General features: G+C 54.4%; 24 protein-coding genes. 5 read left to right on the top strand and 19 right to left on the bottom strand.

The annotated features are described in order from the left end of the window. Positions 1-12: 12 nt before the first annotated feature. The 7 genes from trpC to rpe all read right to left on the bottom strand — a co-directional run bounded on the left by trpC (position 13) and on the right by rpe (position 6,373). On the bottom strand, positions 13-813 hold the full coding sequence (gene trpC, locus ACEPPP_RS12710) for an indole-3-glycerol phosphate synthase TrpC (protein ID WP_374087238.1): 801 nt from the start codon (positions 811-813) through the stop codon (positions 13-15). A gap of 3 nt (positions 814-816) precedes the next feature. Beyond that, the gene (trpD, locus tag ACEPPP_RS12705; protein ID WP_374087236.1) at positions 817-1,842 is read right to left on the bottom strand and encodes an anthranilate phosphoribosyltransferase; all 1,026 of its coding nucleotides are present in this window, start codon (positions 1,840-1,842) and stop codon (positions 817-819) included. 15 nt (positions 1,843-1,857) lie between these two features. Next, positions 1,858-2,364, bottom strand: a complete 507-nt coding sequence (locus ACEPPP_RS12700) for a hypothetical protein (RefSeq protein WP_374087234.1) — start codon at positions 2,362-2,364, stop codon at positions 1,858-1,860. Between the two features lie 2 nt (positions 2,365-2,366). Further along, positions 2,367-3,413 (bottom strand): ATP/GTP-binding protein, encoded by a 1,047-nt coding sequence (locus tag ACEPPP_RS12695; protein ID WP_374087232.1) that lies wholly within the window; start codon positions 3,411-3,413, stop codon positions 2,367-2,369. Between the two features lie 76 nt (positions 3,414-3,489). After that, the gene (locus tag ACEPPP_RS12690) at positions 3,490-4,080 is read right to left on the bottom strand and encodes an aminodeoxychorismate/anthranilate synthase component II (RefSeq protein ID WP_374087230.1); all 591 of its coding nucleotides are present in this window, start codon (positions 4,078-4,080) and stop codon (positions 3,490-3,492) included. Continuing rightward, positions 4,077-5,564, bottom strand: coding sequence for an anthranilate synthase component I (trpE, locus tag ACEPPP_RS12685; protein WP_374087228.1), 1,488 nt, complete (start codon positions 5,562-5,564; stop codon positions 4,077-4,079). Before trpE ends, ACEPPP_RS12690 begins: the two co-directional genes overlap by 4 nt. A gap of 134 nt (positions 5,565-5,698) precedes the next feature. After that, the gene (gene rpe / locus ACEPPP_RS12680; RefSeq protein ID WP_374087226.1) at positions 5,699-6,373 is read right to left on the bottom strand and encodes a ribulose-phosphate 3-epimerase; all 675 of its coding nucleotides are present in this window, start codon (positions 6,371-6,373) and stop codon (positions 5,699-5,701) included. Between the two features lie 116 nt (positions 6,374-6,489). Between rpe and ACEPPP_RS12675 the strand changes: the two genes are divergently transcribed. Continuing rightward, complete coding sequence (locus tag ACEPPP_RS12675) at positions 6,490-7,344, top strand: fumarylacetoacetate hydrolase family protein (protein ID WP_374087224.1); 855 nt, start codon at positions 6,490-6,492, stop codon at positions 7,342-7,344. 9 nt (positions 7,345-7,353) lie between these two features. On the opposite strand, the gene ACEPPP_RS12670 is transcribed toward ACEPPP_RS12675, so the two are convergent. The 6 genes from ACEPPP_RS12670 to ACEPPP_RS12645 all read right to left on the bottom strand — a co-directional run bounded on the left by ACEPPP_RS12670 (position 7,354) and on the right by ACEPPP_RS12645 (position 12,842). Then, complete coding sequence (locus ACEPPP_RS12670) at positions 7,354-8,958, bottom strand: ATP-binding protein (RefSeq protein ID WP_374087222.1); 1,605 nt, start codon at positions 8,956-8,958, stop codon at positions 7,354-7,356. Continuing rightward, on the bottom strand, positions 8,958-9,623 hold the full coding sequence (locus ACEPPP_RS12665) for a response regulator (protein WP_374087220.1): 666 nt from the start codon (positions 9,621-9,623) through the stop codon (positions 8,958-8,960). Before ACEPPP_RS12665 ends, ACEPPP_RS12670 begins: the two co-directional genes overlap by 1 nt. A gap of 63 nt (positions 9,624-9,686) precedes the next feature. Next, a complete protein-coding gene (locus ACEPPP_RS12660; RefSeq protein ID WP_024299567.1) occupies positions 9,687-9,959 on the bottom strand; it encodes an oxidative damage protection protein in 273 nt (90 codons plus the stop codon). Next, positions 9,943-11,010, bottom strand: coding sequence for an A/G-specific adenine glycosylase (gene mutY, locus ACEPPP_RS12655; RefSeq protein WP_374087218.1), 1,068 nt, complete (start codon positions 11,008-11,010; stop codon positions 9,943-9,945). The genes ACEPPP_RS12660 and mutY overlap by 17 nt, the downstream gene beginning before the upstream one ends. Before the next feature lie 25 nt (positions 11,011-11,035). Beyond that, positions 11,036-11,410: a hypothetical protein gene (locus ACEPPP_RS12650; RefSeq protein WP_374087216.1), complete on the bottom strand. Its 375-nt coding sequence runs from the start codon at positions 11,408-11,410 to the stop codon at positions 11,036-11,038. Positions 11,411-11,459: 49 nt separating this feature from the next. After that, entirely contained in the window at positions 11,460-12,842 is a 1,383-nt protein-coding gene (locus ACEPPP_RS12645) for an AsmA family protein (protein ID WP_374087214.1), read from the bottom strand. Positions 12,843-12,969: 127 nt separating this feature from the next. Between ACEPPP_RS12645 and ACEPPP_RS12640 the strand changes: the two genes are divergently transcribed. Beyond that, positions 12,970-13,272 (top strand): hypothetical protein, encoded by a 303-nt coding sequence (locus ACEPPP_RS12640; protein WP_374087212.1) that lies wholly within the window; start codon positions 12,970-12,972, stop codon positions 13,270-13,272. A 91-nt stretch (positions 13,273-13,363) separates the two neighbouring features. Here the strand turns inward: ACEPPP_RS12640 and ACEPPP_RS12635 are convergent, their stop codons facing one another. Continuing rightward, positions 13,364-13,969 carry a peroxiredoxin gene (locus ACEPPP_RS12635; RefSeq protein ID WP_374087209.1) on the bottom strand — a complete coding sequence of 202 codons (606 nt, stop codon included), beginning with the start codon at positions 13,967-13,969 and terminating at the stop codon, positions 13,364-13,366. Positions 13,970-14,276: 307 nt separating this feature from the next. Between ACEPPP_RS12635 and ACEPPP_RS12630 the strand changes: the two genes are divergently transcribed. Beyond that, positions 14,277-14,789: a hypothetical protein gene (locus ACEPPP_RS12630; protein WP_024299562.1), complete on the top strand. Its 513-nt coding sequence runs from the start codon at positions 14,277-14,279 to the stop codon at positions 14,787-14,789. Between the two features lie 135 nt (positions 14,790-14,924). On the opposite strand, the gene ACEPPP_RS12625 is transcribed toward ACEPPP_RS12630, so the two are convergent. Next, entirely contained in the window at positions 14,925-15,938 is a 1,014-nt protein-coding gene (locus ACEPPP_RS12625) for an NAD-dependent epimerase (protein ID WP_374087205.1), read from the bottom strand. Between the two features lie 127 nt (positions 15,939-16,065). Here ACEPPP_RS12625 and ACEPPP_RS12620 point away from each other — a divergent pair, with 127 nt between their 5' ends. Continuing rightward, on the top strand, positions 16,066-16,665 hold the full coding sequence (locus ACEPPP_RS12620) for a hypothetical protein (protein WP_374087204.1): 600 nt from the start codon (positions 16,066-16,068) through the stop codon (positions 16,663-16,665). Between the two features lie 570 nt (positions 16,666-17,235). Next, positions 17,236-17,619 (top strand): 4a-hydroxytetrahydrobiopterin dehydratase, encoded by a 384-nt coding sequence (locus ACEPPP_RS12615; protein WP_374087202.1) that lies wholly within the window; start codon positions 17,236-17,238, stop codon positions 17,617-17,619. Positions 17,620-17,707: 88 nt separating this feature from the next. Here the strand turns inward: ACEPPP_RS12615 and fbaA are convergent, their stop codons facing one another. The 4 genes from fbaA to ACEPPP_RS12595 all read right to left on the bottom strand — a co-directional run bounded on the left by fbaA (position 17,708) and on the right by ACEPPP_RS12595 (position 22,285). Next, positions 17,708-18,787, bottom strand: coding sequence for a class II fructose-bisphosphate aldolase (fbaA, locus tag ACEPPP_RS12610; RefSeq protein WP_374087200.1), 1,080 nt, complete (start codon positions 18,785-18,787; stop codon positions 17,708-17,710). Positions 18,788-18,897: 110 nt separating this feature from the next. Next, positions 18,898-19,899, bottom strand: a complete 1,002-nt coding sequence (locus ACEPPP_RS12605; RefSeq protein ID WP_374087198.1) for a transaldolase — start codon at positions 19,897-19,899, stop codon at positions 18,898-18,900. Positions 19,900-20,260: 361 nt separating this feature from the next. After that, entirely contained in the window at positions 20,261-21,571 is a 1,311-nt protein-coding gene (locus tag ACEPPP_RS12600; protein WP_374087196.1) for a hypothetical protein, read from the bottom strand. Between the two features lie 3 nt (positions 21,572-21,574). Next, entirely contained in the window at positions 21,575-22,285 is a 711-nt protein-coding gene (locus ACEPPP_RS12595) for a hypothetical protein (protein ID WP_374087195.1), read from the bottom strand. Positions 22,286-22,334: the final 49 nt, after the last annotated feature.

Genomic DNA, 22,334 nt, shown 5'->3' with positions numbered 1-22,334 from the left:
GCCGTTACATCCTCACAGGCCGAACAGTTCGCGCATTTTCTGGCCCGGACTTTCCGCGCGCATGAACGCCTCGCCGACCAGGAACACATAGATGCCGTTGTCGAGCATCAGCTTCACGTCGTCCTGCGTGTGGATGCCGCTTTCGGTGATGATCAGGCGATCTTCGGGGATTTGCGCCTTCAGATCCAAAGTCGTCTGCAACGAAGTCTCGAAGGTGCGGAGGTTGCGGTTATTGATGCCGATCAGTTTGGTGTCGAGTTGCAGGGCCCTGTGCAATTCTTCTTCGTTGTGGACTTCGACCAGCACGTCCATGCCGAGCTTGGCCGCAAGGTCCGCCAGTTCGCGCATCCGGCCGTCTTCGAGTGCGGCGGCGATCAACAGGATGCAGTCCGCGCCTAAAGCACGGGCTTCATAGACCTGATACGGGTCGATCATGAAATCCTTGCGCAGCACCGGCAATGGGCAACGCTCGCGGACCATTTGCAGATACACTTCGGAGCCCTGGAAAAATTCCTTGTCGGTCAAGACCGAAAGGCAGGTCGCGCCGTTCATCGCATAATCCTGGCCGATCGTGACCGGCTGGAAATCTTCCCGAATCACGCCCTTGCTCGGCGAGGCTTTTTTGATTTCGGCGATGATCGCCGGCTTCTTCAGCGCGACGCGATATTGCAGGGCCCGATAGAAGCCGCGCGGTTTCTCGACGGTTTCGGCAAAACTTTCGAGATCGGCGATCGGTGTACGCAATAGTCGGCGAGCGACCTCTTCGGCTTTTTTGTCGAGGATTTTTTTCAGGATATCGGGTGTATCGGTCATGATTTAATCGGTTGTTACAGAGTTTGAATAAGCGACGAGGGCATCCAGTTTGGCGCGCGCAGCGCCGCTCGCCAACTGCGCCGAGGCCATTTTTACGCCGGCATCGAGCGAGCCGGCAAGGTCCGCCGCATAGATCGCGGCACCGGCATTCAGCACGACGATGTCGCGCGCGGGGCCGGGCCGGTTGTCGAGCACGGACTTCATCATCGCCAGGCTCGACTCTGCGTCGGTGATCGCCAGTTCCGACAGGCTCGCGCGTTGCAGGCCGAACTGTTCGGGCGTCACCGTGTAGGTCGTGACGATGCCCTCCTTCAGTTCGGCGATGTGCGATGGCGCGGCGATGCTGATCTCATCGAGGCCGTCGTCCGCACTGACCACCAGCACATGCCGGCTGCCGAGCGTTTTCAACACCTGGGCCAGGGGTTCGACCCATGCCTTCGCAAACACGCCGATCAGCTGGTTCGGCGCACCGGCCGGATTGGCCAGGGGGCCGAGCAGGTTGAACAGGGTTCTGACGCCCATTTCGCGGCGCGCGGCGCGGGTATATTGCATCGCACCGTGCAGCTTTTGCGCAAACAAAAAGCCGACGCCGATCTCAGCGACGCAATCCGCGACCTGGTCCGCACTCATATCCAGATTGACCCCGGCCGCTTCGAGCACGTCGGCGCTGCCGGAACGGCTCGACACCGAACGGTTGCCGTGCTTGGCGACCTTGGCGCCGGCCGCGGCGACCACGAAGGCGCAGGTCGTCGAGATATTGAACGTATTCGCCCCATCGCCGCCGGTGCCGCAGGTATCGATCACATGCTCGCCGGTAACCTGCACCTTCTGCGCCAATTCGCGCATCACCTCGGCCGCCGCGGCGATTTCGTCTATCGTTTCGCCCTTGCAGCGCAGCGCGATCATAAAGCCGGCGATCTGCGCGTCGGTCGCGCCGCCGCTCATGATCTGGCGCATCACCGCGCGCATTTGTGCGCGGGTCAGATCGTGTTTATCGAGCAGTTGTTGCAGGGCTTGTTGGATTTGCATCAGAATGAGTTCATTTTACAAACTGACTTGCCAGTCAACACATCTTGAAGCCGCATCAACAACCAGCGGATGTGCATCAATGGGATTTAACAACTGTCGAATTTTCTGTTTCACATCTACCAGATTGATGGCACGAGGACGCAATTTTGAGTGTTTTTCAGGTTGTTCAAGATGCAAGACCACTCGTAAATTATTCGCTGTTGCTATGGCACGAGCAAGCTGCTTTTCAATCGGACCGGTAGCATGAATTTTTGCCGGAATCATTGCAGACAAGGTGTCAAATACTTTGTGAACCACTTCCTTACTCAAATCAGAGGGTTTCGTACGGGAGTTGACGCGATAATCCTTGACCTCAATCAACCATGCGGTTTTACTCGGATCGATTGCAAGCAAATCCAATGCTTTGATTCCATACTTTATGCGGCAAAACTGATTTCGATAAAACGACCACTCATCGTATTTACCAACTAACCAATCATCAGGAAAATCAAATTGTAAACCGTCCACGTCTAAACCCTGCATGATCAATCCATTGCTAAAAAACGATCGGATTGTGCTAACTCTTCGTCCAGCGCAGAGATATCGCCTATATCGTCAACACTGACGCCTTGCTCAATTTTGACGCCAACATCAGTGTCATGAAGTCCAAAAAATTTAGCTTTAACTTTTTTATACCTTGAATCTGATAGCAATATTTCTAATTCTCGCAACAAAAACAGACTATGTGTAGCAATAAAAACCTGAATTCCGGAATCACATAAATCCAAAATACTTTTTGCGACCTGTTTGATAAGTACAGGGTTGAGATTAGCTTCAGGCTCATCCCAAAATAGGTACCCTTTATCAAGTAGCGCGCCGGTTGCAATCAAGCGTGAGAGCATTCCAAGCTTACGCAGCCCCTCAGCAACCAACGGCATTTCCATGCGCCCACTCTCATTTCTCAAATAAAAGCGCCCGTTCTTATCAAGCTCAATCGAGCCCTTCATTGCCTCTTCCAACGGCTCCAAAAGCTCTTTAATACGCTTTTCTTTTGCCCCTCTTTGTAATAAAGCCCCAAGCAAAAGGCAAGTATCCCGCCAAGTTTCTTCGAATTCGAGATAATGCCCTTCATAGACCGAAATGAAGTTAGGAAATATCGTCAGCAATTCACGCGTCGGCAAATAAGCAGGTGAAACATCGACCCAAGCATCCGGTAATTTCTCAATACTGACTTCTGATTTACTATTGCTAGCAAAGCTGAAAGCTATGTCCCAATCGCTTTGTTCAAACACCATGCTAACATCGCATCTCTCGCGGCCTTGTTTTCTCTTCGCCAAACGCCCCAGTGATTCGGGCCGATAAACATTAGTCAGCTTATCAGCGATACGTGTTTGTAAAATCGATTTAGTGGGAGATGTTACCTTCGATTTACGGCCTTCTTCAGCACTTACCGCCAATACCGAATAAATCATCTTCAGCAAATGCGTTTTGCCTGAGCCGTTTTCACCGATTATTACATTCAGACTCTTCCCGAACTCCAGATTTGCCTCTGGATAAACAGTCAAATTTTTGAGAGCCATCTGCTTAAGCATTGCTATTTCCTCCAAAGATAGACATAGCTTTAACTAAATTATGCTTCTCTTGTCCTGATGTACGGTTGGATAACAATCACCGCTCCAAAAAATTCCTCAGCAGATCATGTCCATGCTCGGTCAGAATCGACTCGGGATGGAACTGCACGCCTTCGATGTCGAGCGTCTTATGACGAACGCCCATGATTTCATCGATGTTGCCGGCTTCGTCCTGGGTCCAGGCGGTGACTTCAAGGCACTCCGGCAGGGTCGACTGCTCGATCACCAAGGAATGATAACGGGTCGCGGTAAACGGGTTTTTCAGGCCCTTGAACACGCCGACGTTATCGTGATAAACCTCGGAAGTCTTGCCGTGCATGATTTCTTTGGCATGGATGATGTTGCCGCCGAAGGCGTAACCGATGCTTTGATGGCCGAGGCAGACGCCGAGGATCGGGTAGCGGCCGGCAAAGGTCATGATCGCCTCGACCGAGACGCCGGCTTCCCTCGGCGTGCAGGGACCCGGCGAAATCACGATCTTGTCCGGCGCCAGGCGTTCGATGTCTTCGACCGTGACCTGGTCGTTGCGTACGACGGTCACGTCCGCGCCGAGTTCGCCGAAATATTGCACCAGGTTGTAGGTGAACGAATCGTAATTGTCGATCATCACCACTTTGATTGCGCTCATGCTCCTTCTCCTTCAAGTCCGGCTTCGGCCATGCTGACCGCGCGGAAGATCGCCCGGCCCTTGTTCATCGTTTCGTCCCATTCGTTGCGCGGTATCGAGTCGTAGACGATGCCGGCGCCGGCCTGGATGTGCAGCATGCTGTCCTTGATCACGGCCGTGCGGATCGCGATCGCGGTGTCGAGATTGCCGGACCAGGCGATGTAGCCGACCGCGCCCGAATAAACGCCGCGCTTGACCGGCTCCAGTTCGTCGATGATTTCCATCGCGCGGATTTTCGGCGCGCCGCTGACGGTGCCTGCCGGAAAGGTCGCGGCGAGCACGTCGAAGGCGTTTTTGCCGGATTTCAGCCGGCCGATCACGTTCGAGACGATGTGCATCACGTGCGAGTAGCGTTCGACGATCATCTTGTCGGTCAACTGCACGCTGCCGATTTCGGCGACGCGGCCGGTGTCGTTGCGGCCGAGATCGATCAGCATCAGGTGCTCGGCGATTTCCTTCGGATCGGCCAAGAGCTCCTTTTCGAGCGCGAGGTCCTGTTCCTGTGTCGCGCCGCGGCGGCGGGTGCCGGCGATCGGGCGCACGGTCACGATGTTGTCTTCGAGCCGGACCAGGATCTCCGGCGACGAGCCGACGATATGGAAGTCGCCGAGATTCAGGAAGAACATGTACGGCGACGGATTCAGGCAGCGCAGCGCGCGGTACAGGTTCAAGGGCGAAGCGGTGTAAGGGATCGACAAACGCTGCGACAGCACCACCTGCATGATGTCGCCGTCGGTGATGTATTCCTTCGCCTTGCGCACCGCGTCTTCGAAGCCTTGCTGGGTGAAGCCGGAGACGAAATCGGACTCGTTGACCTTTTTCGGCGCCGCATGCCTTGCCGGCTTGGCCTGCACTTCCCTGAGCTTGACCGCCCATGCGTGCAGGCGCTGCTGCGCGCGCTCAAAAGCCTGGTCTTCGGCGGGGTCGGCATGGGTCAACAGCAGCATCTTGCCGGACAGATTGTCGAACACCAGCATTTCTTCGGACACCATCAATACGATGTCCGGATTGCCTAAGGGGTCGGGCTTGCCGGCGCTGCCGAGGCGCGGCTCGATGTAAGAAATCGTCTCGTAGCCGAAATAGCCGACCAGGCCGCCGTTGAAACGAGGCAGGTCGTCGATGTCCGGCACCTTGTAGCGCGCCTTGAAGCCTTCGATCCACAGCAGCGGATTGTCGAGCACGGCGGTTTCGACGATCTCGCCGTTTTTCTCCAGGTTGATGCGGTTGCCGATCACCTTGACGACCGTTTTGCAGGGCAGTCCGATGATCGAATAGCGTCCCCATTGTTCGCCGCCGTGCACCGATTCGAATAAATAGGAATAAGCGCCGTCGGCCAATTTCAGATAGGCGCTGAGCGGCGTATCCAAATCGGCCAGCACTTCCCGGCTGACCGGGATGCGGTTATAGCCCTGGCGGGCGTATTGATTGAATTGTTCGGGGGTCATTCTTTTCTTCAAACTGCGCCTTGCGCAACGTATAAAACCATAGTTCGTAGGTTGGGTTAGCGCAGCGTAACCCAACATGATGTGTTGCCAATGTCGGGTTACGCTGCGCTAACCCGACCTACGGAAACTAACGATTATTTGCCAGCCTTCGCGAGTTCGGCGCGCATGTCGTCGATGATTTGCTTGTAATCGGGCTTGCCGAAAATCGCGGAACCTGCGACGAAGGTATCGGCGCCGGCTTCCTTGATTGCGCGGATATTGGCGCCGTTGACGCCGCCGTCGATTTCCAGACGGATGTTCAAACCGCTGTCGTCGATTTTCTTACGCACTTCGCGCAACTTGGTCAATGCGGACGGAATGAACGACTGACCGCCGAAGCCCGGATTCACCGACATCAACAGAATCATGTCCAGTTTGTCCATCACGTAATCCAGATAATGCAGCGGCGTGCCCGGATTGAATACCAGGCCGGCCTTGCAGCCGTTGTCCTTGATCAGTTGCAGGGTGCGGTCGATATGCACGGAGGCTTCCGGGTGGAAGGTGATGATGCTGGCGCCGGCCTTTGCAAAGTCGGGAATGATGCGGTCCACTGGCTCGATCATCAGATGCACGTCGATCGGCGCGGTCACGCCGTGCTTTCTGAGCGCTTCACAAACCAGAGGGCCGATGGTCAGGTTCGGCACGAAATGGTTGTCCATCACGTCAAAATGCACAATGTCGGCGCCGGCGGCCAGGACGTTGTCGACTTCCTCGCCCAATTTGGCGAAATTGGCCGACAGGATGGAAGGCGCGATCCAGTTTTCGTTCATTATCATCTCCTCGCGGTTAAACGTGGTTAAGTTAAAATGGCGCATTATATCTTTTTTTTTGCCGGCAGGCTTCGATATACAATAACCGTTTGCAATCTTTTCGGAAAAACTGCACGATGAAACTGGTCACCTTCACGCATCACCAATCCACCCGTGTCGGCGCGGTCGTCGAGGACTTTGTCGTCGACAGCCTGGGCAATGCCGCTATCCCACCGCGGATGCTGGAATTCCTGGCGGCGGGAGACCGGGCACTCGCCGCGATGCAGGCGCAAATCGACAGCGGCAAGCACCGCATTCCGCTGCCGGATGTGAAGCTCGAAGCGCCGGTGCCGCGCCCCGGCAAGTATCTGGCGATCAGCCTGAACTACGCGGATCATATCGCCGAAACCGGCAAGGACAGGCCCGAATACCCGAGTTTTTTCACCAAGCAGAGCACCTGCGTGATCGGCACCGGGGATGCGATTCACCGCCCCAAGGTCTCGGACAAGCTCGATTACGAAGGCGAGTTGGCGTTCGTGATCGGCCGGCGCTGCCGCCATGTCGCGGTCGAAAACGCGCATGAAGTGATTGCAGGCTTCACGGTCGCGAATGACGTGTCGGTGCGCGACTGGCAGGCGCGCTCGCCGACGATGATGATCGGCAAGTCGTTCGACACGGCAGGCCCCCTGGGACCGTGGATCGTGACCCCCGATGAAATCGGCGATCCGCACCAATTGAATCTGAGGACCTGGGTCGATGATGAGTTGCGCCAGCAGGCCAATACCGGCGAGATGCTGTTCAACTGCTATGAGATGGTCGCCTATCTGTCCACGGCGATGACGCTGGAGCCGGGCGATGTGATCAGCACCGGCACGCCGGCGGGGGTTGGGGTCAAGATGTACCCGCGCGGTTATTTGAAACCGGGGCAAACGGTCAGGATAGAAATCGAAGGCATCGGCACGCTGATCAATCCGGTCATCATGGAGCCATAAACCGCCATTCTACGAGACGCGCTTGACCTGCGCCGGCACCCTGGGTTTTTGCGGCGGTGCTTTATCGGCTTTTCTTCTGGGGCAAGGGAACAAAACCGTCACCTTCAGTCCGTCCAGCTCCGACACGCCGAGGCTGAACTCGGCGCCGTGGATCGCGACGATCCGCTGCACGATCGAAAAGCCGAGTCCGGTCCCCTGCGCCACGCTGGAGGTCTCCGCCAAGCGGTGAAAGCGTTTGAGCGATTTTTCGTAGGCTTCGGGCGCGATCCCAGGACCTGAATCCTCGACGCGCAACTCCACTTTTTTGTCTTTATCGGTCAGATAGACCCTGATGTTGCCGAATTCTGGCGTATATTTGATCGCGTTATCGATGATATTGCGGATCAGTATGTTCAGCAATTGCGGGTTGGCGATGATTTCCGCGGACGACTCCTCGATAAATTCGACTTCTATCGATTTTCGGTACGCTTCATGCTCCAGGTCGGTGATCACCTGGATCACTTCGGACGATAATTTGACCGAGGTTTTTTCGAGATATTCAGGCCCGGAATCGATACGCGAAAAGGTCAGCAATTGCTGCACCATGTAACTCATGCGATTGACCGCCTGCTCTATCCTTTTCAACGCCTGCCGCTGAATCTGTTCGTCCTGCGCCTTAAGCGCCACCTGCACCTGCGTCAACAGGCCCGCCAATGGCGTTCTGAGCTCGTGCGAGGCATCCGCGGTAAAACGGCGTTCGTTCTCGAACGCTTTTTCCAGCTGATCGAACAGGCTATTCAGCGCGTCGACCATCGGCACAATCTCATTCGGCAGATTGTCGACCGAGAGCGGCTTCAGATTGCTGACTTCCCGTTCCGCCAGCGCATGCTGCAAATGACTGATCGGCGTCAAGGCATTGCCGATGATAAACCATATCACCAGCGCCAATACCGGCATGCCGACCAGAAACTGCGTGACCAGCTGTTCGGAAATTTCATCGGTCAATTGCTTGCGGATCGCTTCCTGCTGGCCGACATGGATCACATAATTGCCCGCTTGGTTCGACACGGTGAAAACATGCCAGAGGCCGCCTTCGCTTTGCACCTCGCTGAACCCCTGCTTGGCAAAGGTAAACGGAACCTGCGGGGCGCTTTCGGAACGCAGCAGCAAGCCTTTATCCTTCGACCAAAGCTGAAAGGCGACCTTGCTTTCGTACTTCAGGCGAAATGCGTCGCCTTTCAGGGAGTCATCGAACACATGCCAAACCAGCTCTCCCGCCGCGTTCCCCTTCAGATCCTCCAGCAACCCCGGCGCCTTGCCGGAATGCGAAAGCAGGCCTTTTTCTTCCGACCATAGCTGGTAAGCCAGTTTTCTTTGATACGTTTCGGTAAAATTCAGGCCTTCATGACCTTGCGCCAGACGCCCTTGCCGCCAGTAATCGGGCAAGGCTCCGTCCTGCAACAAGCTGTCGACAAAAGCCAACAGGACTTTGCCTGATTGCGCCAGTTCCGCATCGAACAATTCGGCCACTTCGTCACGGATCGCCTTATAGCTGGAAAAGGCGGTAACGCCCCAGATCACCATCGTTGCGGACAGCAACGACACCAGCAGTAATTGCCGTAACGAATAATTCATTAACCTTCTTCGGCGTCAATGATGTAGCCAACCCCTCTGACCGTCCGAATCAAGCCGGAATCGAGCTTTTTCCGCAAATAATGGATGTGGACCTCGACCGTATTGCTTTCGATATCCGAATCCCACGAATACAGACTTTCTTCCAGGCGCGCCCGCGAGACGACCTTGCCGATATTGCCCATCAGAAAACTCAAGATTTCGAATTCTTTTTGCGACAGGTCGACCCGTTCGTCGTTGTAAGTCACGATATGCGAGGCCGGATCCAGAGTCAGGCCCTTATGCGCGATCAGCGGCGTGCTGCGGCCTTCGCTCCGCCTGGCCAAGGCGCGCAGCCTGGCGCAGACTTCGGTCAAATCGAAAGGCTTGTTCACAAAATCGTCCGCGCCGCTATCCAGGCCGATCACTCTATCGTTGATCGTGTCGCGAGCCGTCAACACCATCACCGGCGTTTCGTCCTTGCGGCTACGCAACTCGTGCAACAGTTCCATGCCGTCCATGTCCGGCAAGCCCAAATCAAGCACGATCAGCTCATAGAGATTATTTTTCAGCGCCTCCTCCGCAAGTTTACCGGTGGTAAACCAATCGACCGCGTATCCTTCCATTTTCAGGCCGGCCGACAGTCCTTCTCCGAGGATCTCATCATCTTCAACCAGTAATAGTCTCATGCAATTTCCTATCTCATTTAAAAAAGTCGCGCAGAACCTACAGGTATTGACTCGCCCGCCCGTTTACTGCGGCGGGGGCACATAACCTTCGGGCATCTCGTTATTTCCTTCGAACAAAAATTTGTCTCTTTCTTGCGCCAGAAAAGCCTTGGCTTTCGGATCATAGCTGGCCAAGCGGTATTCATTGATCAACATCGTCTGCTTGGCGATCCATTGCTGCCAGGCCAGCTTCGAAATTTTTTCATAGATTTCCTGTCCTTTCGGCCCCGGAAAAGGCGGCGCATCGAAGCCTTCCGACTCCACTCCCAGTTTTGCGCACTTAACCATTCTTGTCATGTTTGTCCTCGTGGTTTTGATAGTGTTTCAATAACAGTTTGATCGGCGCGGCCAAGCCCAAACGGTCGATCGACTCGATCGGATGCCAGCCCGCGGAGCCCTTTTCGCTGACGCCATGCCCGCCGCCGTCGGTCAGGATCACCAGCGGCGTGTAATCGAGATGATAATGCGAAAACGTATGCCGCCGCCTCTCCATCATGTACCGGTCAAGGATCGCGATATTGCGCTCCCGGCACCAGGCCAATGCCTGCTCGTGATGTTCAAACTCCGGGAGACACCATAACCCCCCCCAAATTCCGGCAGGCGGCCGCTTTTCCAGAAAAACGTGTTGCCGGCTATTCGCGAGCAACAGAAAAGCCCGCTGCTTGACCGGCAAGGTCTTGCCCGGTTTCGGCGTCGGAAAATCGGCAACCCGCCCCTCCTTACTTGCCAGACAATCGTCATTCAAGGGACACAGGTCACACGCCGGCCGGCCGCGCGTACAAAGTGTCGCGCCCAGATCCATGATCGCCTGCGTATAATCCGCCACCCGATCCTGCGGCGTCAACGCCCGGCTAAGCTCCCATAGCCGTTTGTTCACTTTCGCCTCGCCAGGCCAGCCCGCGATGGCACGATACCGCGCCAATACCCGCCGGACATTGCCATCCAGAATCGGATGACTGCGCTCATAGGCGATGCTCATGATCGCACCGGCGGTCGATAAACCGATACCGGGCAATTGCTGAAGCGCTTCCAGCGTATCGGGAAAGCGGCCCATCGCTTCGATTTGCTGCGCGGCGCGATGCAAGTTGCGCGCCCGCGCATAATAGCCCAGCCCCGACCAGTAGCTTAGCACCTCATCGAGTTCCGCTTGCGCCAAGGCCTGGACAGTCGGAAACCGGACCATGAACGCTTCAAAATACGGGATGACCATTGCGACCTGTGTCTGCTGCAGCATCGTCTCGGATATCCAGACCCGATAAGGCGACTTATCCTGCTGCCAGGGCAAATCCTTGCGTCCATGCCGATCAAACCAGGCCAGGAGGCGTTCGTCAAACGCTAAACTATTCATCGCAAATCGTCAAAGGCTAAATAAACTAGAACAACTTCCTGAACAAATGATCGACGCCGGGCCCCAATTTTTTATCCAGCTTATTTTTCAATTTGTCTATTTTACTCTTGTTTTTCTCGATGAACTTCTCAATTTTGGCCTGATTCTTTTCGGTTAGCAAGGCTTCCATATCCAGCCGATAGCCGGGCTCGACCAGGGTGCCGCTCATGACGGCCACGATCGGCGTGCCATGCAGTTTTTCCGGCCCGGTTTCCGTCGCCGGCGCCTTGACTAAGTGACTGACGAAGCGGTAATCGATATCCCCGGTTTCGATAGGAGTGCTGCCGCGGCCTTCCATCCGAAGGCGTGACGATTTGCCCCATAAGTCCTGGCTCCGGATCACATTTTCGGCCTGCCGCATGGAAATTCACGCTGCCGGCATAGCCGCCCGGATACAGCCGGCCGATGTTTTACCGGGTTTGGACGACACCATCCTTGGCATTTAATTGTAGCCGCAGTTCGTCGGCGGTGATGCCGTGCATTTGCAGATGCCCGAGCGAGACTTCGCCTTGCGCATCCAGTTTGCGAAGCTGCCCTGCCGGCAACATCGAAAAAGCGCCAGCCAGGGCCGCCGCCGGGGTGAGCTGCGGGGTTTTGTTTTTCGGCAAATAACGGCCGGCATCGAGCGTATCGGCAGCCAGATTGAAACGGATCGCCGGCGCTTCCCACCCCTCGATGCGCATCTTGCCTTGCAGCAAGGTGTCGTCCAGCTTGCAGCGCAAGGCATCGAGCGACAGCGCATTTTGCGCCACATGCCAATCAAAACCGGCCTGTAACCGACCCAAGGCGCCAGGGTCCTGAAATTTTGGCAGCGCGATGTCGAAGCGCTTTAACAGTTTGCCGGGATTGAACTCCGCCATTTCGAGGTGCCCTTCGACATCGGCCGCTTCGAATAAATGGCTTCCCTTCAGGCTGGACACGACAGCCAGTTCGCCGGACTCGATTTGCAGTTTGGCAATCCAAAGCTTTTGGGCGTTTTTTTCGAAGCGTATTTCCGGCGCGGTCAGCATCGCCGACAGGTCTTTGCCCGGACGCTTTTTCTCTTCCCTCGCCAAACTCAGCTCGGCGCCGGCAAGACTCACCTGTTCGAAATTTTGCTTGACCCGCACACGGGTTTTAAGACTGATGCGGTCTCGATAGCCGGTGCTCGGCCCGACGACGATGAAAGTCAGTGCCACATCGGCAAACTGATCCCACATCAATTTGCCGACGTTCAGGTTGATATTTTCCACATCGAGACGCTGGCCGGTCTGCTGGTCGTCCCAATGAACCGCCGCCTCCTCGAGCATCACACCGCCCACCGCGAAGACCGCCCATGCATTTTCCGGAGATCCGGGTTTATCCTGCGCGGCTTGACCGGGAGAAGTCGGTTCTACAGCCTCTTCGCTCGCGGATCCAACCCGACCCCAATTATTCCCGCCTTCCTTGTTGCGCAGCAAATTCAGCCGCAAGCCTTTCAATTCGATGCGGTCGATTTCCAGCCGCTTGCCGAGCAACGGCAACACTTTGACCTTGATTTCGCCCTGCTCGATACCGAGAAAGTCGGCTTGCCGAAAGCCCTCGACATTCTTGATCCGCATGGGTCCGACCGAAACCCCCAGCCATGGAAAAACGGACCAGCGTAAATCGCCGGCGAACTCGACTTCGCGGCCGATCTTTTGCCTGAGCGTTTCCGCCAACTGCGGCTTGAATTGATTAGGATCGATCACGACCGACAGGACCCCAAGCGCACTGCCGATCAATAAGATCGACAGTGCGAAAATGACCGCAAACACTTTCAGCGGTTTTCTCACAACGGGCTCCTGGCGATAAAATTATGTCATGAAGGGCGGATATGGAATATGATTAGCGCCTGCTCGCTGAGGCCTTGGCAAGCCTCGGTAGCAGCCTATCAAAACAATAATGAAATGGGGTGAGACGATGTTATATCTTGCAAAATTTGCCGGAGTGGCGATTTCAATCTGGTTTTATTTAACCGCCAAGGAAAAAGAGCAGCCCACGCTGCAATGGGCCATTATCGGATTTATCGGCTTTTGGCTGACCTGGTGGCTGGTCAAGTTGTCGGTCCTGCATCCGCTCGGCGACATGCTGGCCAAGAGCCCGACATCATTATTTCTGGTGACTCAAATTCCGGCCATCGCGGGCATTATCGTGTGTTTTTTCATTCGCAAAAAACTGATCGCGGATGCCGTGAAAAAATCGGCGCCACAAAACGATCAATAGCCACCGCCCGAACAATCTTGCCGACTAGGGCGCATTGGGATATTGCAATGCGCCCCAGATACCTGCCCCTGGGGCAGGCCTTCAAAAGTTATTATAACTTTTCAGCGTTTTTATCCAGGTATTCGGCAACGCCCGCAGGGCTTGCATTCATGCCGGCATCGCCTTTGTTCCAGCCGGCCGGGCAGACTTCGCCATGCTCTTCGTGGAATTGCAGCGCATCGACCATGCGGATCAATTCGTCCATATTGCGGCCCAGCGGCAGATCATTTACCACTTGGTGGCGCACGACGCCGCTGCGATCGATCAGGAAAGAACCGCGGTAAGCCACGGCCGGCGCCTCCGCTTCGACATCGTAATCCTTGCAAATGCTGTGTGCAATGTCCGCCGCCATCGTGTAACGCACCGGGCCGATTCCGCCTTTGCTGACCGGCGTACTGCGCCAAGCATTGTGAGTGAAATGCGAATCGATCGATACCGCGATCACTTCCACGTTGCGGCTCTTGAATTCATCGATACGATGGTCTAACGCGATCAGCTCGCTAGGGCAGACAAAGGTAAAGTCCAACGGGTAGAACACCAGGACTGCGTATTTACCGCGAGTGGCTTCAGAAAAGCTGAAAGAATCAACGATTTGACCATCGCCCAACACCGCAGGAACGGTAAAATCCGGTGCCTGTTTACCAACTAAAACGCTCATTTTTGTCTCCAAATAATTATAAAAAGCAAATAGTTATCAACTCACGAATAGCCACTTGAAAGTGGAATCCCTGCATTCTACACCAAATTCCTCGGGAATTTATGCTTTTTTCAAGTGAAATATTTCACTTGATTGTCATTTTTTTCTTGCATTTGTCAGAACTTTGGTCATAATTTGTAATCATTAGATTACAAACATAGCGGCTCTACTCTTCCTTTTTTTAAAAAAAACTTAAGCCGCTACGTTTATAGGCAACCTAGCTTTACCGCTATTAACTTTCATGTCGTTTTTGTGAGGGGTTTCTTCCATGGCAAAAAATAAACACATCACCGAACCGGACGTTTTCGGTTATCAAGTGCGCATCGTGCGCCGCGGCAAGGAAAGCAGCCGTTATTTTTCTCATAAATTATGGGGAAACAAAGCCAAGTCTTTGCAAGCTGCAATTCTGTGGCGCGACCAGATGCTGGTTGTTTTGAAGGGCAGCAAAACGCGCTTTTTAAAACCGCCGAAAAACAAAACCACGACCGGCGTCACCGGCGTTTCGAAGACGATCAAATACGACCACCGCAAGGACAAGAGCTATCTTTGCTACACCGTATTCTGGGTCCATAACGGCAAATCCAAGAACAAGACCTTCCAGGTCGGCAACGTTGCGAAGATTACCGCGGATGACGAATTGCATGCATTCCGCACCGCGCGCCTGTTCAGAAGCTGCTATGAGTATGCGATCGACAACGATCTGGAATTTGATGAAAGCAAATTCGCCGGCTGGAAGAAAAAACGCCTCTATGAGGACGAGTCTTTACGCGCCGTAGCGTAATATTGGCGCCCGGACAAAACCCGGCCGTTTATCCTCAAGCGCCTCGGTGCTTGCATCCTGATTGCTATGATTGACGCGCCATGGATGGCACGCTTCAAGCATTCTGGAACTGAACTGCGCCTGCGCGCCTCCCGGTCACCGGTCATATCCGTAAAAATCCAGATACCAGCGCACAAAACGCGCAATCCCTTCTTCCAGTTGCGTACTCGGCTGATAACCGAAATCGCGCACCAAATCGCTGACATCGGCATAGGTGTCGGGCACATCGCCGGGCTGCATCGGCAATAAGTTTTTGACCGCGGTTTTGCCGAGGCACTTTTCGAGCGTTTCGATAAAGGTCAGTAAATGCACCGGCTGATTGCAGCCGATATTATAGACCTTGTATGGCGCCCGACTGCTGCCGGGATCGGGATTCTCTCCCGTCCATTCAGGATTCGACCGGGCCGGCCGGTCCAGCACCCGGATCACGCCGTCGACAATATCGTCGATATAGGTAAAATCGCGCCGGTGATTGCCGAAATTGAACACATCGATCGGCTTGCCTTCGAGGATATTGCGCGCAAAGATAATCGGCGACATATCCGGCCTTCCCCACGGCCCGTAAACGGTAAAAAAGCGCAATCCCGTGGTCGGAAGCTGGAAAAGATGGCTGTAAGTGTGCGCCATCAATTCATTCGCCTTTTTGCTGGCCGCATACATGGATACCGGGTGATCGACATTATCGTGCACCGAAAACGGCATTCGGGTGTTGGCGCCATAGACCGAGCTCGACGAGGCATAAACCAGGTGCTCTATCGCATGATGCCGGCATCCCTCCAGAATGTTCATGAAGCCATGAATATTCGAATTCACGTAGGCCTGCGGGTTGACCAGCGAATATCTGACGCCGGCCTGCGCGGCTAGATTGACCACCCGCTGCACCTTTTCTTTCCGAAACAGTGCCTCAAGGGCCGCGCCGTCGGCAATATCCACTTTGATAAACTTGAATTGTTCATAGTCGGCCAGCAATTGCAGACGCGCGGTCTTTAAGCCCACATCGTAGTAGTCGTTTATATTATCGACACCAACGACTTCATCCCCTCGCGCCAACAGTTTGCCGCATAAGCTGGCGCCGATAAAGCCGGCCGCCCCCGTTACCAGAATTTTCAAAGATAATTTCCTTTCGCTGCTTGCATGTTAATATCTTGCCGGACCTATCCGTAACTGCTTCGTATTATAATACGAGAGCCTCGCCGCCCTTATGACAAAGACTTCAATTTTATTTTTCAGAACCACTATGAAAGCCCGGGTAAAAACATTTACCGCTGTTGCCGTATCCCTGCTCAGCGCTTGCTCGACCCAACCCGCTCAACGACAAGACACCGCCGCCATACAGTCCGCGGCAAAACCGGCACTGCCGCAGGAAAAGCCGGCCGAGAATTATGAGGCTTCCACCAATCCTCCGTTGACGACCACCAAAGACGGCAAGACCTTGAATTTGGTCAGGATCATGGATGGCGGCATTTGTAAAAATGAACTCCAGGGCGCCAGCGGGTCTTTTTTGGTTTATGCCGACCCGCAAGACCTCGAGCGCATCAAGCGCGAAAAGCCGAAAGAAATCTTCAAGGATTTTGAGACAAAAATCCAGAAACTCGCCTCGGAAGCCCTGGAAAAGGCGATCGACCAAACCAATTTGGCCGTCGATCCGTTCTCCCTGGGCGACGATGTGGCGCAGGAAAAACTGGCGGCGCAATTGACGAAAAACTTTAGCAGCGCCGCATCGGGCCCCGTGGCCGCCTTTGACCAGGAGACCACATTAACCATCGATGTAACGCCGTTCCCGCCATCGCTGCTGTTTTATCAAAAAGGCTGCGACGCCAACCGCTTCGAGCCTTAAGGCAATTCCCCTCTGCAAATCAAACGACCCAGTTCTGGCATTCTTGCGTTTTTTAATTAACTCGAATGCCAGAACCAGCCATTCCTGACCGTCTCTTTCCTGTGCTTCTGCGAGCGGTGCAAGCCTTTCGACAGACACATCACCACAAATACACAGAGACTACCGAGCAAGTTGATTACTATCATAAATTTTTTGAACATGTCCATCCCCTTCCTTTAAGCATCTCAACATAATTCTTCACGCCTCAAGGCCGCGAATCAAAGCCAGCCGCGCGAAGCAAGGCGCCTCTGCCGGTCAGCTACGGACACCTTTCTTATATTGAAATTTAGTTCAAAGTCGTTCTTTACACATCTCTCGTAACTACTAAACAACGCTACTTAAGAAAAGTTTCACATTTATTTTCTTAACCCCTCTCGCATCGAGGCCCGCCTTGCCCGCCTCTAGTCGTTATTTCTGATGCAACCGGCTCGATTCACACACAGATTGCCTGAGTCACGCATTATTTTTTCCGGATAGTGGCAAATCGTTTACAATCGGAGGGGAATCTTTCACCGAGCAGGAGTTATGATCATGGGTTGGCGCGAACGCAAACACGAAGACACTTATACAGACAGCGAAGTTGAAGAACGACTGAAGGAGGAACTGCCGCACTGGTACCTTGAAAACGGCTGGATCCGGCGCAAATACAAGACCAGCGGCTGGAAAGGCACGCTGATGGTCGTGAATACGGTCGGCCATTTGGCGGAAGCCGCTTTTCATCATCCCGACTTGACCGTTTCCTACGCTTTTGTGATCGTCAAGCTGATGAATCATGCCGCCAAGGGCATTACGAACAAGGATTTCGAACTGGCGCGCAAGATCGAGGACGTGATCATGTGGCAGCCGGGCAAGGAAGGCGGCGCACTGGAAGGCACACCCGACGATCCGCGTTTCAAATATATCAAATACGATTGACCGGCGAGGTCGATAGATAAGGATACGAGGGAGTATCCCAAGGGGAAATCACAGGCTTACGCGGTAAGCCTGTGATTTTTTGGCGATATTACAGCGAATTGACCGCATTCAGGTCTTGGAACGCCTGTTGCAGACGTGCGACCATGCCGAGTTCGCCTTCGCGTTGCCATACGCGAGGATCGTAGTACTTCTTGTTCGGTTTGTCGTCGCCTTCCGGGTTGCCGATTTGACCTTGCAGGTAGCCTTCATTTTTCTTGTAGAAATTCATGATGGCTTCCCAGGTTGCCCATTGGGTATCGGTGTCGATATTCATCTTGACGACGCCGTAGCTGATCGATTCCGCGATTTCTTCCGGAGTCGAGCCCGAGCCGCCGTGGAAGACGAAGGTCAGAGCCTTGGCCGGCAGATTGAATTTTTCGGACACATATTTTTGCGAGTTGTCCAGGATCTTCGGAGTCAGCTTGACGTTGCCCGGCTTGTAAACGCCATGTACGTTGCCGAACGAAGCCGCGATCGTGAAGCGGTCACTGATCTTGCTCAAATGCTCATAAGCATAAGCAACGTCTTCCGGTTGCGTGTACAACATCGAATGATCCAGGCCGGAGTTGTCGACGCCGTCTTCTTCACCGCCGGTCACGCCCAGTTCGATTTCCAGGGTCATGCCCATTTTTGACATGCGCTTCAGGTATTCGCCGCAAATCTCGATGTTTTCTTGCAGGCTTTCTTCGGACAGATCCAGCATGTGCGAGCTGAACAACGGCTTGCCGGTTTCCGCGAAGTGTTTCTCGCCCGCGTCCAACAGGCCGTCGATCCATGGCAACAGTTTTTTCGCCGCATGGTCGGTATGCAGAATGACCGGAACGCCGTAATGCTCGGCCATCAGATGAACGTGTTTCGCGCCGGAAATCGCGCCCAAAATCGCGGTTTTTTGGCCTTCCAGCTTCAGCCCCTTGCCGGCGACAAATTGCGCGCCGCCGTTGGAGAACTGCACGATCACCGCGGATTTGGCTTTCGCCGCCGCTTCCAGCACCGCATTGATCGAATCGGTGTTGATCACGTTGACCGCTGGCAACGCGAAATTGTTTTCCTTGCAGATCGCAAATACTTTCTGCACATCTTCGCCGGTCACGACGCCGGGTTTAACTACATCTAAGATTTTTTTTGACATATCGGAATGTAAGAAATAATAGGCGTCGATGCGGACATCACGCCATCTGTAGAGTGCCTTGGAATCTCCGGCACCGGGCAAACCGATGCCGGAGAATGTAATGGTTCAGCTTACGCAGTTTCCAACTGGTTTTCCAGTTCAGCCAGACGTTTGGCCAACAGGTCTTCCAGAGCAACCAGAGCCTTTTCGAAGCCGACGATGCCTTCGGCCAGCTTGTCGGTCGCCATGCGGTTTTCTTCGTGCATGCGATCGAAAGTTGCGCGGTCCATCGTGATTTTTTCGATTTGCATACTCGCGGCTTTGGCTGGATCCAGTTTGCGCGGCAATTCGCCTTCGGTGGATTGCAGCTCGGCCAACAGCGATGGCGCGATGGTCAACAGGTCGGAGCCGGCCAATTCGGTGATTTCGCCGACATTGCGGAAGCTCGCGCCCATCACTTCGGTCTTGTAACCGAATTTCTTGTAATAGTTGTAGATCGAGGTCACGGAGACAACGCCTGGATCTTCGGCTGGCGCATAGGAATCACGGCCGGTGTCTTTCTTGTACCAGTCGAGGATACGGCCGACGAATGGCGAAATCAGGGTAATGCCGTTTTCGGCGCAGGCGATCGCTTGGTGAATGCCGAACAACAGGGTCAGGTTGCAATGAATGCCTTCTTTTTCCAGAACCGCCGCGGCTTGAATGCCTTCCCAGGTCGAAGCGATTTTGATCAGGACGCGGTCTTTCGACACGCCAGCCGCTTCATATTGCGCGATGATTTCGCGGCCTTTCGCGATCGTCGCTTCGGTGTCGTAAGACAGACGCGCATCGACTTCGGTCGAAACACGGCCTGGAATGATTTCGAGAATTTTCAAGCCGAAGGAAACCGCCAGGCGGTCGAATGCCAGGTTAGCCACCAGCGCAGGCGCCGCATCACGACCCAAGGTGTTACGCGCACCCTTCAAGGTATCGTCAACGATGCTTTGATATTGCGGCATTTGCGCCGCCGCGGTAATCAAAGAAGGGTTGGTGGTCGCATCGCGCGGTTTGAAGGTTTCAATAGCCTGGATGTCCCCGGTGTCAGCAACAACGATGGTCATTTCCCGGAGTTGTTCTAGTAAATTCTTAGCCATAATATGCACCTTACAAATTTATAATTAAAATAACAAATGCCTCCGAAATATTACCATACTTCGTGTTTATACGACACTACTGAATGAGTCAAATTACGGCGCGGGTGTTAGCTGTGATTTTGGTGGTGGGCCGTCAAAAGATCCGACAAATTCGGGCATGCTGCAAGGCAGTCGGCTGTACGCTGGAAGACGAGGGAAAAGGATGAATGCGCGGAGGATCTACCGTCCGCTATCGACGAGAGCCGCGGCTGTAGCGACGAATCGGCCGTACAGACTTAGGCGACGGCCTGGATGAGGGGGGGGGAATAAGAGCCTGTATTCGCGCTGAACGAACGCAGGCTCAATGCATCGACACTCCGAATCAAGCGGATTGCAGCAGATACTTATCGACTCCGGTCGGCTTTTTGGCTCCGGCCGCTTTTTTTGTCGTCGCCTGTTGCTCATTGATATATTTGGAAACCCGGGTGGCCTTCGCTTTTTTAGGCTTAGCCGACTCATTTTCCAGAGCTTCCGCCGCCGGAATGAATTCGCCTTCCAAACAGATCTCGGCAGGAACGTCGGCCAGACTCGCCAACACGTGAGCCGCCTCGATTTGCAGGTTCAGATATTTGGCAACGCCAGTCAACACCAACTCCCGCTTGGCGGGCTGTTTCGCCGCAACAGAGATGTCGGCAACGGTTTGCCCGTGTTGAGCCAGATACTTCGTTACCCGGCTGACTTTGGCCGGCTGGCTTGCGACCGCCAGTCTTTGCCTGATCAAATATTTCGCAACCCCGGAAAATGCCGGCTGGGTTTTGGCAAGCAGAGCCTGCGTTTCCAAGTATTTGGCAACACCGCTCACGACGGGCTTTGCCGTATAGACGCGGCTTTTCGCAAGATATTTGGCAACGCCGCTTTGACGAGGTTTCAGACTGTCCCGAACGACTTGCTGCGCAATATATTTGGCAACCTTGCTGACTGCGGGCTTTTGCGCGTCGATTTTCGCCTTTTCCTGCACATAGCGCCCGACCCGGGTTTCTGCCGCCTCTTCCCGAACTTCGACCACTTGCGTCTCTTCCACTACCGCTTCCTGCCGGGCCGCAAGCGCCGCCTTTTCGGCCGCGATGCGCGCTTCTTCTTCGCGATACCGCTCGATCAGTTTCTGCGCATCGATCTTTCTTTGCAGCAAATCCTGTTCGGCCTGGTATTTCGCGACGCCGGTCAATGCGGCGAGTTTCGCCTCGGCGATTTCCTGGCGGGTGATATATCTGCCGACAGTGGTGCGTTTGGGCAAGTATTGCGTCTGGATAATTTGTTTCGCGACATATTTGGCAACGCCGCTGGCAGACGACTCGCCGTCGAAGCGCGCCAGATATTTGCTGACGCCGCTCACACGCACGACTTCCCGGTCTTTGATCGACTGCGTCACCAGGTATTTACCGACGCCACTCATCGGTTGCGCATTGCTCTTTTTCAGATACCTCGACACCCCGGATTGGACGGGCCGGTTCCGTAGGTAGCGCGACACGCCGGAATTGGTGTCCATGACCGGCGCCTTTGCAGCCACTCCGGAAGATTGTTCGTAAATCTCCTCGGAGTGGGTCAACGTTTGCTGTTTTTTCGTACCTGTTTTGGATCGCTTACCGAAGGGATAAAATCCCTCGACCAAGCTGATCAAGTAAGCTTGATCCATCCATTACCCCCGGTCGCGCAAATATTTTTCGACGCGGGAAGCTGGCTTTGACGAAGCGCTTTCGGCAGATGGCTTTTGGCTTGCCATGTACTTGGCAACACCGGTCAGAGGTGCAGAAGCCGTAGCGGATTTGACTTGTTGTTCCAGATAGCGGGACACGCCGGTTCCGGCTTTACGGCTCAGATATTTTGCCACGCCGGTCGCGCCGCCAACGGCTGCACGTGCAGCGGCTTGCGCCGCATGGCCTTCAGGACGCGCTTGTTTCTTGAAAAAGACCACGCCGACGAACGCCAGCACCGCCAGACCGATCAGATAAACGAAATTAGACTCTTCCTTTTTAGCTTCGGCAGCAGGCTTGGCTTCTTCGACAGCAGCGGAAGCGGCAGGCTGGCTGGCAGCCGCCGATGAGCTCTCAACCGATTTGTTTTGCGGTCTGCTGGAAGACGCGGTTTCGCTTGAAGATGACGCCTTATAGCTAGGGTCCGAATAGACCACTTTCGGTTGGAAATCGGACGCCGGATATTGCGAATCCGCCGGTTTTGCGCTGGATGGCGCGGCCGCCGCAGAGGATGATCCCTGATGCTTGTATTCGCTATCCTGATAAAGCACTTTCGGTTGAAAATCGGACGCCGGATATTGGGCATCCGCACCCGCAACAGAACTGGCCATCAGTAATGCCGCAAAAGCGCCGTTCGTTATATTTATAATTTTCACGTTGTTCACCCTAATAAGTCCAAGTATGTGGATCGAGATCCCGTACACG

The sequence above is a fragment of the Methylomicrobium lacus genome, from assembly GCF_041897535.1.
In the GTDB taxonomy this organism is placed as follows: Bacteria; Pseudomonadota; Gammaproteobacteria; order Methylococcales; family Methylomonadaceae; genus Methylomicrobium; species Methylomicrobium lacus_A.
Note: the sequence above shows the minus strand (reverse complement) of the source record. Positions and strands in the feature narration are given on the sequence as shown.